The following is a 15,841-nucleotide window of genomic DNA, read 5'->3' on the forward strand; positions in this document are numbered from 1 at the left end:
CATGCATGAAGGAGACTGTCGTGTCGGCGAACAGCTTCGACGCCCGCAGCACGCTGCAGGTGGGCGACGAGTCGTACGAGATCTTCCGGCTGGACAAGGTCGAGGGCTCCGCCCGCCTGCCCTACAGCCTGAAGGTGCTGCTGGAGAACCTGCTCCGCACCGAGGACGGCGCGAACATCACCGCCGACCACATCCGGGCGCTGGGCAACTGGGACTCGCAGGCCCAGCCCAGCCAGGAGATCCAGTTCACGCCGGCCCGCGTGATCATGCAGGACTTCACCGGTGTGCCGTGCGTCGTGGACCTCGCCACCATGCGTGAGGCCGTCAAGGAGCTCGGCGGCGACCCGGCGAAGATCAACCCGCTGGCCCCGGCCGAGCTGGTCATCGACCACTCCGTCATCGCCGACAAGTTCGGCACGAACGAGGCCTTCAAGCAGAACGTCGAGCTGGAGTACGGCCGCAACAAGGAGCGCTACCAGTTCCTGCGCTGGGGCCAGACCGCGTTCGACGAGTTCAAGGTCGTCCCGCCGGGCACCGGCATCGTCCACCAGGTCAACATCGAGCACCTGGCCCGTACCGTCATGGTCCGGGGTGGCCAGGCGTACCCGGACACCCTCGTCGGCACCGACTCGCACACCACCATGGTCAACGGCCTCGGCGTCCTGGGCTGGGGCGTCGGCGGCATCGAGGCCGAGGCCGCGATGCTCGGTCAGCCGGTCTCCATGCTCATCCCGCGAGTGGTCGGCTTCAAGCTGACCGGCGAGCTCAAGCCCGGCACGACGGCCACGGACCTCGTCCTCACGATCACCGAGATGCTGCGCAAGCACGGCGTCGTCGGCAAGTTCGTGGAGTTCTACGGTGAGGGCGTCGCCGCCACGTCGCTCGCCAACCGCGCCACCATCGGCAACATGTCGCCGGAGTTCGGCTCCACCGCCGCGATCTTCCCGATCGACGACGAGACCCTCAACTACCTGAAGCTGACCGGCCGCAGCGAGCAGCAGGTCGCCCTCGTCGAGGCGTACGCCAAGGAGCAGGGCCTCTGGCTGGACCCGGCCGCCGAGCCGGACTTCTCCGAGAAGCTGGAGCTCGACCTGTCGACGGTCGTGCCGTCGATCGCCGGTCCGAAGCGCCCGCAGGACCGCATCGTCCTGGCCGAGGCCGCCCGGCAGTTCGCGCAGGACGTCCGCAACTACGTCGGCGACGCGGACGAGGAGGCGGGCAAGGAGTCCTTCCCGGCCTCCGACGCCCCGGCCGTGGACCACAACGGCGCGCCGACCAAGCCCACCCAGGTGGTCGCCGCCGACGGCACCGTCTACGAGATCGACCACGGCGCCGTCACCGTCGCCGCGATCACCTCCTGCACCAACACCTCGAACCCGTACGTCATGGTCGCCGCCGCGCTGGTGGCCAAGAAGGCGGTCGAGAAGGGCCTGACCCGCAAGCCGTGGGTCAAGACCACGCTCGCTCCGGGCTCCAAGGTCGTCACCGACTACTTCGACAAGGCCGGGCTGACCCCGTACCTCGACAAGCTGGGCTTCAACCTGGTCGGCTACGGCTGCACCACCTGCATCGGCAACTCCGGTCCGCTGGACGAAGAGGTCTCCAAGGCCGTCAACGAGGCCGACCTGGCCGTCACCTCGGTGCTCTCCGGCAACCGCAACTTCGAGGGCCGGATCAACCCCGACGTCAAGATGAACTACCTGGCGTCCCCGCCGCTGGTCGTCGCGTACGCCATCGCCGGCTCCATGAAGGTGAACATCACCGAGGACGCCATCGGCAACGACGCCGAGGGCAACCCGGTCCACCTCAAGGACATCTGGCCGACCGAGGCCGAGGTCAACGACGTCGTGGCCAACGCCATCGGCGAGGACATGTTCAACAAGTCCTACCAGGACGTCTTCGCGGGCGACGCCCAGTGGCAGGCGCTGCCGATCCCGACCGGCAACACCTTCGAGTGGGACGCGGAGTCCACCTACGTCCGTAAGCCCCCGTACTTCGAGGGCATGACGATGGAGACCACGCCGGTCAAGGACATCGCGGGCGCCCGGGTGCTCGCCAAGCTGGGCGACTCGGTCACCACCGACCACATCTCCCCGGCCGGTGCGATCAAGGCCGACACCCCGGCCGGCAAGTACCTCACCGAGCACGGCGTCGAGCGTCGCGACTTCAACTCCTACGGCTCCCGCCGCGGCAACCACGAGGTCATGATCCGCGGCACCTTCGCCAACATCCGCCTGCGCAACCAGATCGCGCCGGGCACCGAGGGCGGCTTCACGCGTGACTTCACGCAGGAGGGCGGCCCGGTCTCCTTCATCTACGACGCCTCGCAGAACTACCAGGCCGCCGGCACCCCGCTGGTCATCCTGGCCGGCAAGGAGTACGGCTCCGGCTCGTCCCGCGACTGGGCGGCCAAGGGCACCGCGCTGCTCGGCGTCAAGGCCGTCATCGCGGAGTCGTACGAGCGCATCCACCGCTCGAACCTGATCGGCATGGGTGTGCTGCCGCTGCAGTTCCCGGAGGGCGCCTCGGCTCTCTCCCTTGGCCTGACCGGCGAGGAGACCTTCTCCATCACCGGCGTCACCGAGCTCAACGACGGCACCACGCCGCGCACGGTGAAGGTCACCGCCGACACGGCCCCCGGCGAAGCCGACAATGTACGCCGTGAGTTCGACGCGGTCGTCCGCATCGACACCCCCGGTGAGGCCGACTACTACCGCAACGGCGGCATCATGCAGTACGTCCTGCGCAGCCTGATCCGCAAGTAGTCCCGGGCGGGCGCCCCTTGACCGGGCGCCCGCGGTGACTCTCGCGAGTCCGACTCGCGGTGGCTCTCCTGAGCCGAGGAGAAGGGCCGCACCCCCCCCGCGCGGGGAGTGCGGCCCTTCTTGCTGTCCATGAGCGGCGCGTTGCCGTCTAGGACCGGCGCGCCCTGGCCAGCAGCTCGACTTCGGAGAGGGCGGCGGGAGCGGGGGTGCGGAGGCGGTAGTGGTGGTAGGTGGCGGGGGCGGGGAGGGTGAAGGGGCGGGTCTGGCGGGGCCAGGGGAAGGACTCGGCGGTGCGGTGGTCCAGGACGTGCCAGGTTCTGCCGTCGTTCGAGCCCTCCAGGGTCCAGGTCCGCGGGGCCTTGGCGTCGGCTGCCGAGGTGAGGGTGTAGGACGTGACGCGGGTGTGGGGGCGGGTGGGGAGAGGGACCGTGGTGAGGGTCTGGGCGGTGGCCGAGGTGTTGTCGGTGAGGGGGGTGCTGCCGGGCACGGTGGCGTCGCGGGGCGGGGTGGGGACGGCGTCGCCCCGGGTGAGGGACGTCGGGGCGGCGTTCTCGCCCGTGCCCCAGGCGGAGGGCCGCGGACCCATGGTGAACTCCAGGGTGCCGCCGCGGGCGATCAGCCGGTGCGGGAGCCGTGTGGAGTGCCACGCCTTGCCGTTGACCCGGAGGCTCTGGACGTACACGTTCCGCGCGCTGTTCCGCGGGGCCTTCACCACCAGGTCGCGGCCGTTCTCCAGGTGCACGGTCATCCTGGTGAACTGGGGCGAGCCGATGGCGTACTCGCCGCTGCCCATCACCAGCGGATAGAAGCCGAGCGAGGAGAAGAGGTACCAGGCGGACTGCTCGCCGTTGTCCTCGTCGCCGTGGTAGCCCTGGCCGATCTCGCTGCCGGTGTAGAGGCGGGAGAGCACCTCGCGGACTTTCTCCTGCGTCTTCCAGGGCCGGCCGGCCGCGTCGTACATGTACGGGATGTGGTGGGCGACCTGGTTGGAGTGCCCGTACATGCCCATCCGTACGTCGCGGGCCTCCGTCATCTCGTGGATGACCTCGCCGTACGAGCCGGCGAACTCCGGCGAGGCCGTCTCCGGGGTGGCGAAGAACGCGTCCAGTTTGGCGGCGAGCCCGGCCCGGCCGCCGTAGAGGTTCGCCAGGCCCCGCGAGTCCTGCGGGGCGGTGAAGGCGTACCCCCAGCCGTTGGTCTCGGTGTAGTCGTGGCCCCACACCCGAGGGTCGAAGCGTTCCGACGGGACGCGCCAGTTGCCCTGCCCGTCCTTGCCCTGGAAGAAGCCCGCCTTGTGGTCGAAGAGGTGCACATAGCCGAGGGCACGGTCGCGGAAGTACTCCGACTCCTCCTTGTAGCGGGCGATGCCCGTTCTTTCGTACAGGGCCCGGCCCATCCTCGCGATGCCGTAGTCGTTGAGGTACCCCTCCAGCGCCCAGGACAGGCCCTCGCCGGTGGCGGTGCTGGTGTAGCCGAGGAACGGCGAGTCGGCCATGCCCTTGCGGCCGACGCCCGGACTCGCTGGTACCACGGTGGCGTTCTTCAGCGCCGCCTCGTACGCCGCCTTCGCGTCGAAGTCCACGCCCTTGACGTAGGCGTCGGCGAAGGCCACGTCGGACGAGGTGCCGGTCATCAGGTCGGCGTAGCCGGGCGAGGACCAGCGGGAGATCCAGCCGCCGTCCTTGTACTGCTGGACGAAGCCGTCGACCATCCGCCCGGCCTGCTTCGGGGTGAGCAGCGCATAGGCGGGCCAGGTGGTGCGGTAGGTGTCCCAGAAGCCGTTGTTGACGTAGACCTCACCGTCAACGATCTTGGAGCCGGTGCGGGTCGGGGTGTCGGGGCCGGTCCGCGGCGAGAAGGGGGAGGCGTAGCGGCTGCGCGAACCCACCTGCTCGAAGCCGGAGTTGGGGTAGAGGTAGAGCCGGTAGAGGCTGGAGTAGAGGGTGGTGAGCTGGTCGCGGCCGGCGCCTTCGACCTCGACCCGGCCCAGCAGGCCGTCCCACTGCGCCCGCGCCCGGTGCATGACGTCGGTGAAGGACGCGCCGGCCGGGATCTCCCGGGAGAGGTTCGCCTTCGCCTGGGCCACGCTGATCAGGGAGGTGGCGATCCGCATGGTCACGGTGCGGTCGGCGCCGGGCCGGAAGCGGAGGTAGCCGGTGACGTCGTCCCTGCCTCCCCCGCCGGCCGGCTTGCCCCCGCCGGTGACCGGTGCGTCGAATTCCGCGTAGACGAAGAGCCGGGTGGCGCCGACGGACAGCCCGCTGCGGACGTCCGAGAAGCCGGTGACGACACCGCGGCCGGTGTCCAGGCTGAGGCCGCCCTTGTTGTTGACGTTGTCGAAGATCAGGCTCGCGCGGTCGGCGGGGAAGGTGAAGCGCATCAGCGCGGCGTGGTCGGTCGGGGTGATCTCCGCCTTGAGGCCGTTGTCGAAGGTCACGCCGTAGTAGTGCGGCCGGGCGGTCTCGTTGGCGTGGTGGAAGGGGAGGGCACGGCCGGTGCGGGAGGCATCCGGGGTGCCGGCCGCGACGGACGGCATGACCTGGAAGGTCTGCCGGTCGCCCATCCAGGGGCTGGGTTCATGGCCGGCGCCGAAGGCCTGGAGGGTGGGGAGGTTGTCGGCGTTGTTCTTCCGCGCGTAGTCGTAGAGCCAGTCGGTGGAGCCGGCGTCGGTCACCGGCGTCCAGAAGTTGAAACCGTGCGGGACGGCGGTGGCGGGGAAGGTGTTGCCGCGCGAGAAGCCGCCGCTGGAGAGGGTGCCGCGGGTGGTGACGGCGTAGTCGGAGAGGTGCGCGAGCGGTTTCTCCGGCGGCCTGGGGGCGAGGGTGACGTCGTCGATCCAGCCGCGGAAGGCCGGGGCGGTGCGCGGGCCCGCGGGGGCGTCGTAGGCGACCAGGATCCGGTCGACGGTCTTGCCGGCGGCGACCGCGCCGATCCGCGACTCCCGGCTGTTCCACTGGTTGACGTAGAGCGTCCTGGCGGCGGCCTGGCCCTGCGGGGTCAGCGGCGCGCCGTGCTGGTCGACGGCCGGCAGTTCGCTGAGGTACGTGCCGTCGGTGAAGGCGAGGTCGACGGCGGCATGGGTCGCGGGGTAGGCGAGATCGGTGGTGGCCATCTCGGGGAAGAGCTTGTACGAGAGCGTGGTCGACGGGGTGACGGGGGTGTGGACGTCGAAGATCTTGTTGTACGCGTAGCCGCGGCCGGCGGCGGTGTGGGTACCGGCGTAGCGCAGGGCGTGCCGGCCGGTGAAGCCGGCGTGCGGCTTGGCGGTGGGGGAGTGGGCGGGGCCGGTGCCGGTCCTGGTGCTCATGCCGGGGGCCGCGGGGGCGGTCTCCGGGGTGACGCCGGAGGCCCGGGGCGTTCCGTCGGGGGCGGTGTCGACGGTGTCGGTCCAGTCCGGAAGCGGGTCGCCGGGTTCGAAGGACGAGCTGAACTCCGCGGACTCCGGGGGTGTTTGAGGTGGCGTGGCCCGGGCCGTTCCGTGGGCGGTGATGACGAGCAGGGCGGCCGCCACGAGGGCGGTGGGGCGGGTGGCGCCCCGCAGCGGACTGTGCCGGTGTCTGAGCCGCACGCGGTCCCTCTCAACCAGGTTGACATCGTTGTCGGTTGATGACGTGACGATAAACAGGGATAAGTAAGGTGCGTGGGCCTGGTGGTGTCAAGGGTGTCGCCGCGAACGATGGGCCGGCCGGGTACCGGGGTGATCCGGCGGGGTGACGGCGGTGGGATCACGCATACCGGAGAGGTCTCAACTAGGGAAAGACTCCCGCCCAACCCTGCATTCGATCTTGCCCCTTCGGCTGGAAGTGGACTATACCTGTCGGCGTCCGACCCGGCCGTACGACCAGGCCGTGGGGAACGGGGGGAAGACGGGGAACGGATCGTTTCCCGGTAATTCTCCAGCGCGCCCCGTGCACATCCCGTACGAACTCAGCTTCATCTGACCCGCGGTGCCGGGGGGCTCCGGTACACCGCCTGAGTCCTGAAGAAGGCGAGGACTTGAGCATGGGATCCACCTCGGAATTCAACCGTCGCGATCTGGTCAAGCGAGCCGCCGCCCTGGGGATCACCGCCGTACCGGCGATGGGGGCCCTCTCGGCGTGCGCCACGGGAGGTGGCGGAAACGAGGACAACGGCACCAAGAACAAGGGCGCGACCTCGGCGAAGAACCCGCTCGGCGTGAAGAACGGCGTACCGCTGGAGGCCTTCATCTTCAAGGGCGGGCTGGGCGACCAGTACGCCAGGGACGCCGAGGCGGACTACAACAAGACCTACGGCATCACGGTCAAGCACACCGGAACCCAGCAGGTCGGCCCCAAACTCCAGCCGCGATTCGCCGGCGGCAATCCCCCGGACCTCATCGACAACTCCGGCGCCGATCACCTCGACATGAACAAGCTCTCCGCACAGGGCCAGTTGCAGGACCTCACCGCACTGCTCGACGCCCCCTCACCGGACGACCCGAAGAAGAAGGTAAGGGACACGCTCTACCCCAGCACCCTGGAAAAGGGCAGGCACAAAGACGCGTTCGACGTTCTCTATTACGCGTTCGTCGTCTATGGCACGTGGTACTCCCGCAAGCTGCTGAAGGACAAGGGCTGGGATTACCCGGCCTCCTTCGACGACATGATCAGGCTCTGCGGCGAGATCAAGAAGGCGGGCCTGGCGCCCTGGACGTACCCGGGCAAGCACCCGTACTACGTCCACTTCAACATCTTCGCGCAGATCGCCAAGATCGGCGGACTCGACAAGTGGATCGCCATCGACAATTTGGAGCCCAGGGCCTGGACCTCGAACGACGCCGTCAGACAGGTCGTCGAGCACTACGAGGAACTCGCCGCCAAGGGCTACTTCCTCGAGGGCAGCCAGGGCCTGACGCACATCCAGGCCCAGACCGCCTGGACCCGCGGCAAGGCCGTCTTCATTCCCAATGGCTCCTGGGTGGAGAACGAGGCCGCGCCGACCACGCCCCGGGACTTCGGCATGGCCGTCGGGCCGCTCTTCAACGGCGGCGCCGACGACAAGATGCCGCACGGGACCGTACGCGCCGAGCCCGGCGAGCCGTTCATCGTGGCCAAGGGCGGGGAGAATCCGACCGGCGGAATGGAGCTGCTGCGCATTCTGCTGTCGAAGAAGCACGCACAGAATTTCGCGACCAAGGTCAGGTCGCTCACCTCGGTCCAGGGCGCCACCGAGGGTATGCGGCTCTCGCCCGGCCTCGCTTCGGCCGCCCAGGCCGTCAAGGACGGTGGCCGGAACCTGCTGATGATCCAGCTGCAGGAGTGGTACCCGAAGCTCACGGACGAGAAAATGGGCGGGCTCACCAGCCGGCTGCTGACCGGTGACCTGAAGGCCGCGGAGTGGATCGCGAAGACCCAGCAGTACGCGGACGAATTCGCCAAGGACGATTCCGTCACCAAGTTCCGTCGCGAGGGCTGACCGGTACCACTGCTGACGAGGGAGGGCCGGGAGCGTCATGCGACACGGCAAGTACCGATTCATCGTGGGGTTCCTGGCCCTGCCGCTGCTGATCTACGCGATCTTCGTGATCTCGCCGTTCGTCCAGGCATTCCAGATTTCGACCACGCAGTGGAGCGGCCTGCGCGGCGGCGCCCGGAGCATCGGTCTGGACAACTACGGCAAGCTGCTGCACAGCGGCGAGTTCTGGAACGCGCTCCAGCACAACGTCACCATGCTGGTGCTGGTGCCGATCGCCACGCTGACGCTGGGACTGTTCTTCGCCTTCATGCTCAATGTCGGCGGCCGGTCCCGTCGTGGCGCCGTGATCACCGGCGTCCGGGGAACGTCGTTCTACAAATTCGTCTACTTCTTTCCGCAGGTCATCTCGATCACCATCATCTCGGTGATCTGGTTCAACATCTACAATCCGGATCCGCACGACGGCATGCTCAACTCACTGCTCGGCGCGGTCGGTCTGGATGCGCTGCAGAGCTCCTGGCTCGGTGAACGCGGTATCGCGCTCGCCTGCATCATGGTGGTCATGGTCTGGGCGAATGTCGGCTTCTATGTCGTGCTCTTCTCCGCCGCCATGGCCTCCATTCCACGGGAGATCTACGAGGCCTCCCTGCTGGACGGGGCCAACCGTTTCCACACCTTCTTCCGGATCACCCTTCCCCTGCTCTGGGACACCGTCCAGACGGGCTGGGTGTACATGGGCATCATCGCGATGGACGCCTTCGCGCTGGTGCAGATCATGTCGGTCAACATGGGCGGCCCGGACGGCGCGACGGATGTCGTACCGCTCCGGCTGTACCAAACCGCTTTCCGTGACAGCCAGTTCGGCTACGCCGCGGCGATGGGTGTCGCCATGCTCGTCGTCACGCTGTTGTTCGCCGTCCTCACCATGCGCTTCGCGCGGCGTGAGCGGATCGAGTTCTAGGGGCAGGGCGCATGACGACGGAGACCAATGCGGTGCGGAAGCAGTCGGCGGACGGCCGGCGGCGGCCCGGGGACCGAAAGCCCGCCGGGACGTCGAGCGGGGGCACCGAGGGCGGCGTACTCAACGTCTTCTCCCACGGCATTCTCATCGCGTGGGCGCTGATGGTGGGCATGCCGCTGCTGTGGGTGCTGTGGAGCTCGTTCAAGAACAGCGGTGACATTCTCACCACACCCTGGTCGCTGCCCGACACACTGCACTTCGAGAACTGGGGCAACGCCTGGGAAAAGGCCAACATCGGCAAGATGTTCCTCAACACCCTGATCGTGGTGGGTGGTTCGGTCACCGGGACGATGGTGCTCGGCTCCATGGCCGGCTACGTTCTGGCACGCTTCACGTTCCCCGGGAACCGCCTCATCTACTACCTGTTCGTCGCCGGCATGTCCTTCCCGGTGTTCATGCTGGTCATCCCGCTGTTCTTCGTGATGCGGGACTTCCCCGGGATTCCGCTGCTGGCGACGTACCAGGGCCTGATCGCCGTCTATATCGCCTATTCGCTGCCGTTCACCGTCTTCTTCATGACGGCGTTCTTCCGCACCCTGCCCACCTCCGTGGCGGAGGCGGCGATGATCGACGGCGCCTCGCACGTCAGGACGTTCTTCCAGGTGATGCTGCCGATGGCCAAGCCCGGCCTGATCAGCATCGGGATCTTCAACTTCCTCGGGCAGTGGAACCAGTACCTGCTGCCGATGGTCCTCAACCAGGACGAGGACAAGTACGTGCTCACCCAGGGCCTGGCCACTATCGCGCTGCAGCAGGGCTACGAGGGCGACTGGGGCGGGCTGATGGCCGGCATGATGATCGCGATGCTGCCGGTGCTGACCGTGTACGTCGTCTTCCAGCGGCAGGTGCAGGCAGGTCTGACGGCGGGAGCGGTCAAGTAGGGGCACACCGGCGCAGCTCCCGGGGCGGCTCCCCCGTGGTGGAGCCGTCCGCGCGCGCTGCCCGTCCCGGCGGGCTCGACCATGAGGGGCTCAACGCCTTGACGAGACTTCCCGGCCGGAGTTCTGCTTAGAGTTCACATGTTGAATCGAGGGCCGCCCCCCGACGGTGTGGGTGCGGCCGGCGGGCGGTCGCCGTACCTCCTCCAGCTGTCTCCCCCGGCCCACGCTCGGGGGGACTCCCCGGAGGTACTCACGCCCAGACAGGAGTGGATGAGTCGATGGAGACTCCGGGGTCGCAGTCCTCGCTGCACCGGGCCAATCTCGAGCGGGTCGTACGCGCGGTGCGTATGGCGGGCTCACTCACACAGGCGGAGATCGCCAGGAGCACAGGGCTGTCCGCAGCCACCGTCTCCAACATCGTCCGGGAGCTGAAGGACGGCGGGACCGTCGAGGTGACCCCCACATCCGCGGGCGGCCGGCGGGCGCGCAGCGTCTCGCTCTCCGGTGACGCCGGCATCGTCGTGGGGGTCGACTTCGGGCACTCCCACCTGCGGGTGGCGGTCGGCAACCTCGCCCACCAGGTGCTGGCCGAGGAGACCGAGCCGATCGATGTGGACGCCTCCGCCGCCGAGGGCTTCGACCGGGCGGAAGAGCTGGTCAACCGGCTGATCAAGGCGACCGGCATCGGCCTGGGCAAGGTCATCGGGGTCGGCCTGGGCGTACCGGGCCCGATCGATGTGGAGTCCGGGACGCTGGGCTCGACCGCGATCCTGCCGGGCTGGGCGGGGACGAACCCCGGAAAGGAGCTGTCCGAGCGCCTCGGTGTGCCCGTCCACGTCGACAACGACGCCAACCTCGGCGCGCTGGGCGAGCTGGTGTGGGGCGGCGGCCGGGGGGCGGCCGACCTGGCGTACATCAAGGTCGCCAGCGGTGTCGGCGCCGGCCTGGTGATCAGCGGGCAGATCTACCGCGGGCCGGGGGGCACCGCGGGTGAGATCGGGCACATCACGCTGGACGAGTCCGGCCCGGTGTGCCGCTGCGGCAACCGCGGCTGCCTGGAGACCTTCACCGCGGCCCGCTACGTCCTGCCGCTGCTGCGGCCGAGCCACGGCGAGGACCTGACCATGGCGGGGGTGGTGAAGCTGGCCCGCGACGGAGACCCCGGATGTCGGCGGGTCATCGCGGACGTGGGCCGTCATATCGGGAGCGGTGTGGCGAACCTGTGTAATCTCCTCAATCCCAGTCGAGTGGTGCTCGGCGGGGACCTCGCCGAGGCCGGTGAGCTGGTACTCGCGCCGATCCGGGAATCGGTGTCCCGGTACGCGATCCCCAGTGCGGCACGGCAGTTGGGCATCGTCACCGGCACGCTCGGCGGCCGGGCCGAGGTCCTGGGCGCACTGGCGCTGGTACTGAGCGAGATGGGCGACGCGACGCTGCTCGGCGGCGTCCAGGGGGCGGACGTACCCGCCCTTGCATAACGGCGCTGAGTTCACACGCCAAACGCATGGCACCGTTGTCATCTCGTTAAGAATTTACTCCTTGACGGTCGGCAGGCGGCCGAGTTGACTTCCAGCCACCTCGGCCGCAACGACGCGGCCTCGTCAGGGAGGTAACCCCCATGAACGTTTGGACGCGCCGCGTCGTCATAGGCACCGCCGCCGTCTCGATGGCGCTCTCCGTGGCGGCCTGCGGCAAGGCCGGTGACGGCGCCAAGGGCGATGGTGGCGACGGCAGGACGATCGGCCTGCTCCTGCCGGAGAACAAGACCACGCGTTACGAGACCTTCGACCGTCCGCTGATCGAGGCGAAGATCAAGGCGCTGTGCGACGACTGCACGGTCAAGTACAACAACGCGGCGCAGGAGACCCAGACTCAGAAGAAGCAGTTCGACGCGCTGATCACCCAGGGTGTGAAGGTGATCATCCTGGACCCGGTCGACTACAAGGCCACCAAGTCCTGGGTGAACCAGGCCGCCAGGAAGGGCGTCAAGGTCGTGGCGTACGACCGACTGGCCGAGGGCGACATTTCGGCCTATGTCTCCTACAACAACGAGAAGATCGGCCGACTCCAGGGCGAGGCGCTGGTCAAGGCGCTCGGCGACCGGGCCAAGGACAGTAGTGTCGTCATGATCAACGGGTCTCCGACCGACCCCAACGCGCCGTTCTTCAAGAAGGGCGCCCACAGCGTCCTCGACAAGCAGGTCAAGAAGATCGCCTACGAGCAGGACATCCCCGACTGGTCGCCCGACGAGGCCAACAAGAAGATGGCCGCGGCCATCGACTCCCTCGGCAACGACGGCTTCCAGGGCGTCTACTCCGCCAACGACGGTATGGCCGGCGGCATTGTCACCGCCCTCAAGCAGCAGGGGGTGCAGGTCCCGGTCGGCGGCCAGGACTCCGAGCTCGCCGGCCTGCAGCGGATCGTCAAGGGCGAGCAGGCGTTCACGATCTACAAGCAGATCAAGCCGGAGGCGGAGACCACCGCCGAGATCGCGGTCAGGCTGCTCAAGGGCGAGAAGACCGACTCCCTGACGCCCACCAAGGTCGACAGCCTCAGCGGCGAGGTCAAGGGCATCCCGGCGAAGCTGTACGACGCGCAGATCGTGACCAAGGACAACATCGCGTCCACGATCATCAAGGACAAGGTCTACCCGGCGAGCAAGATCTGCACCGGCGACGCCAAGAAGGCCTGCGAGACCGCCGGAATCAAGTGACGGCCGGCAGCAAGTAGGGCCGTCCATCGGGCAGGCCCGCCACCGCGGACGGGCCCCATCGCTCCCAGAGCCCCCGCTCGCCCCCCCAGAGCCCCAGCTCTCGCACCACCATCCCCGCCGTGAGTGACGGCGGCGAAGGAGATGATTCACGTGTCTGCTACGCCTGTGCTGGCGTTGCGCGGAATCTCCAAGCGGTTCGGCGCCGTCCAAGCACTCACGGACGTCACCCTGGAGATCCACCCCGGTGAGGTGGTCGCCCTCGTCGGCGACAACGGTGCCGGCAAGTCCACCCTGGTCAAGACCGTCTCGGGCGTCCACCCGGTCGACGAGGGCACCATCGAGTGGGAGGGCGAGCCGGTACGCATCGGCAAGCCGCACGACGCGCAGGAACTCGGCGTCGCCACCGTCTACCAGGACCTGGCGCTCTGCGACAACCTCGACGTCGTCGCCAACCTCTTCCTCGGCAGTGAGACCCGCACCGCCGGCGTCCTCGACGAGATCGCGATGGAGAAGCGCGCCAAGGAGCTGCTGGACACCCTGTCCATCCGCATCCCCAGCGTCCGTATCCCCGTCGCCGCGCTCTCCGGCGGTCAGCGGCAGGTCGTCGCGATCGCCCGCGCGCTGATCGGCGACCCGAAGGTCGTCATCCTCGACGAGCCCACCGCCGCCCTCGGCGTCGAGCAGACCGCGCAGGTCCTCGACCTCGTCGAGCGGCTGCGGGAACGCGGTCTGGGCACCCTTCTCATCAGCCACAACATGGCCGATGTGCAGGCCGTCGCGGACCGGGTCGCGGTGCTGCGGCTGGGCCGTAACAACGGTGTCTTCGCCGTCGAGGACACCTCCCACGAAGAGATCGTCGCCGCCATCACCGGCGCCTCGGACAACGCCGTGACCCGCCGCCGGGCGCGTACCGGCCAGGTGAAGAAGGAGGCCGGCGCATGAAAGACGTGACGAAGGAGCCGGCGGCGAAGAACCATGCCACGAAGGAGCCGGCGGAGAAGACCAAGGAGAAAAGGGAGGAGAAGACGGAGGCGGCCGACGTGCCCCAGCCGGCGGCCGTGGACCCTCGTCTCCTCGTCCGTGAACAGGGCCTCGCCGGCTACCTCACCGACTTCAGGCGCCGGGTGCGCGGCGGTGAGCTGGGCTCGCTGCCGGTCGTCATCGGCCTGATCGTCATCGCGACCGTCTTCCAGATCAAGAACAGCAGCTTCCTGTCCGCGGACAGCCTCGCGAACATCGGTGTCTACACCTCCGGCCTCGGCATCATGGCCGTCGGCATCGTCTTCGTGTTGCTGCTCGGGGAGATCGACCTCTCGGTCGGCTCCGTCGCGGGTGTCGGCGCGGCCGTCTGGGCCGTGCTCAGCGTCACTCACGGGGTCGGTGACTGGCTCGCCGTTCTGATCGCCATCGGGGCCGGTGCGGTCATCGGCGCCCTGCATGGGTTCTTTTTCGCCAAGATCGGAGTGCCGGCCTTCGTCGTCACTCTGGCCGGTTTCCTCGGCTGGAGCGGGCTGCAGATCTGGATCATGGGCAAGGAGGGCTCCATCAACACGCCGAGCGGCAGTGTCGTGGAGCACCTCACCGGCTACTACTTCGAGGACAAGGCCGCCGCGTACGGGCTCGCGCTGATCGCGGTCCTCGCGTACGCCGGGTCGCTGCTGCTGGAGGGCAGGCGCCGCAAGGCCGCCGCGCTGCCGTCCCGGCCGCTCGGCGAGGTCCTGCTGCGCTCCGGTGTCGTCGCGGTGCTCGCCTTCGCCGTCGCCTACGTCCTCAACGAGCCGGCCGGCGCCCGCGGCCTGCCGCTGGCCCTGGTCCTCTTCCTCGCCGTGCTGGTCATCGCCGACTTCGTGGTGCGCCGTACCACCTACGGCCGGCAGATCTTCGCGGTCGGCGGCAATGCCGAGGCGGCCCGCCGGGCCGGTATCAACGTCAACACGATCCGGGTCAGCGTCTTCGCGGTCTCCGGGATGCTCGCCGCCTTCGGCGGACTGTTCATCGCCAGCCTCTCCGGCGGTGCCACCAAGAACCTGGGCGCGGGCAACACCCTGATGAACGTGATCGCGGCGGCCGTCATCGGCGGCACCAGCCTCTTCGGCGGCCGCGGCAAGATCTGGTCCGCGCTGCTCGGCATGCTGGTCATCCAGTCGATCCAGCAGGGCCTGAACCTGCTCGGGATGGCGAGTGAGATCCAGTACATGATCACGGGAGCGGTGCTGCTCGCCGCGGTCGTGATCGACTCCGTCTCACGGCGGACCCAGCGGACAGCCGGGCGCACCTGACGCGCGGATCGTCGTCCATTCGGCGGACACCGGCCCCCACCGGGCATGATCCGGTGGGGGCCGGTCCGTGGGCAGGGAGGGACCGTCACCCGAGTGACATACATCGCGAGGCCCCGGCGTCGACGCGGCGACCGCAACATTAGACTCATCTGATCGGCAAGCTCGACCACAGCAAGCTCGAACCACAGCAAGGAGGCAGGAGTGCAGAAGGTGCCGCGCGAAGCGCGTCGAGCCGGGGCGGTGGCGGGCGACGGGTGGGCGTTGCTCTCCCGTATCAGGGGACCACGCGATCTGGACCGACTGGGCCCGGAGCAGCTCGAGCAGCTGGCGGGGGAGATCCGTGGCTTCCTCGTCGACGCGGTCGCCAAGACCGGCGGCCACCTCGGCCCGAACCTCGGTGTGGTCGAGCTGACCATCGCCCTGCACCGCGTCTTCCACTCCCCGAAGGACAAGGTCCTGTGGGACACCGGACACCAGTCCTACGTCCACAAGCTGCTCACCGGCCGCCAGGACTTCTCGAAGCTGAAGATGAAGGGTGGTCTGTCCGGCTACCCCTCGCAGACCGAGTCCGAGCACGACGTCATCGAGAACTCCCACGCCTCCACCGTCCTCGGCTGGGCCGACGGCCTCGCCAAGGCCAACGAGCTGCGCAAGCGGAACGACCACGTCGTCGCCGTCATCGGCGACGGAGCCCTCACCGGCGGCATGGCCTGGGAAGCCCTGAACAACATCGCGGCCGCCAAGGA

At 68.5% G+C, this 15,841-nt stretch carries 10 protein-coding genes; 9 read left to right on the forward strand and 1 reads right to left on the reverse strand.

Annotation, left to right across the window (positions count from 1 at the left end; genetic code table 11):
- Positions 1 to 20: 20 nt before the first annotated feature.
- The gene (acnA, locus tag AZE13_RS11155; protein ID WP_066929693.1) at positions 21 to 2,765 is read left to right on the forward strand and encodes an aconitate hydratase AcnA; all 2,745 of its coding nucleotides are present in this window, start codon (positions 21 to 23) and stop codon (positions 2,763 to 2,765) included.
- Between the two features lie 148 nt (positions 2,766 to 2,913).
- Here acnA and AZE13_RS11160 read toward each other — a convergent pair whose 3' ends face one another.
- Positions 2,914 to 6,333, reverse strand: a complete 3,420-nt coding sequence (locus AZE13_RS11160; protein ID WP_066929696.1) for a GH92 family glycosyl hydrolase — start codon at positions 6,331 to 6,333, stop codon at positions 2,914 to 2,916.
- A 434-nt stretch (positions 6,334 to 6,767) separates the two neighbouring features.
- On the opposite strand from AZE13_RS11160, the gene ngcE reads away from it, so the two are divergent.
- The 8 genes from ngcE to AZE13_RS11200 form a co-directional block, all read left to right on the forward strand.
- Positions 6,768 to 8,201: an N-acetylglucosamine/diacetylchitobiose ABC transporter substrate-binding protein gene (ngcE, locus tag AZE13_RS11165; RefSeq protein ID WP_066929698.1), complete on the forward strand. Its 1,434-nt coding sequence runs from the start codon at positions 6,768 to 6,770 to the stop codon at positions 8,199 to 8,201.
- A gap of 37 nt (positions 8,202 to 8,238) precedes the next feature.
- Positions 8,239 to 9,162, forward strand: a complete 924-nt coding sequence (locus tag AZE13_RS11170; RefSeq protein ID WP_066929701.1) for a carbohydrate ABC transporter permease — start codon at positions 8,239 to 8,241, stop codon at positions 9,160 to 9,162.
- A gap of 11 nt (positions 9,163 to 9,173) precedes the next feature.
- On the forward strand, positions 9,174 to 10,103 hold the full coding sequence (locus AZE13_RS11175; protein WP_066929702.1) for a carbohydrate ABC transporter permease: 930 nt from the start codon (positions 9,174 to 9,176) through the stop codon (positions 10,101 to 10,103).
- Positions 10,104 to 10,381: 278 nt separating this feature from the next.
- Complete coding sequence (locus tag AZE13_RS11180; RefSeq protein WP_066929705.1) at positions 10,382 to 11,581, forward strand: ROK family transcriptional regulator; 1,200 nt, start codon at positions 10,382 to 10,384, stop codon at positions 11,579 to 11,581.
- Positions 11,582 to 11,721: 140 nt separating this feature from the next.
- Complete coding sequence (locus AZE13_RS11185; RefSeq protein ID WP_066929707.1) at positions 11,722 to 12,816, forward strand: substrate-binding domain-containing protein; 1,095 nt, start codon at positions 11,722 to 11,724, stop codon at positions 12,814 to 12,816.
- A 141-nt stretch (positions 12,817 to 12,957) separates the two neighbouring features.
- Positions 12,958 to 13,758 (forward strand): ATP-binding cassette domain-containing protein, encoded by an 801-nt coding sequence (locus AZE13_RS11190; RefSeq protein ID WP_066929708.1) that lies wholly within the window; start codon positions 12,958 to 12,960, stop codon positions 13,756 to 13,758.
- The gene (locus AZE13_RS11195) at positions 13,755 to 15,095 is read left to right on the forward strand and encodes a sugar ABC transporter permease (RefSeq protein ID WP_066929710.1); all 1,341 of its coding nucleotides are present in this window, start codon (positions 13,755 to 13,757) and stop codon (positions 15,093 to 15,095) included. Before AZE13_RS11190 ends, AZE13_RS11195 begins: the two co-directional genes overlap by 4 nt.
- A gap of 201 nt (positions 15,096 to 15,296) precedes the next feature.
- Positions 15,297 to 15,841, forward strand: a 545-nt coding sequence (locus tag AZE13_RS11200) for a 1-deoxy-D-xylulose-5-phosphate synthase N-terminal domain-containing protein (protein WP_309302183.1), incomplete at its 3' end; no start/stop codon positions are given.

This window comes from Streptomyces sp. NBRC 110611, assembly GCF_001590865.1.
Lineage (GTDB): Bacteria > Actinomycetota > Actinomycetes > Streptomycetales > Streptomycetaceae > Streptomyces.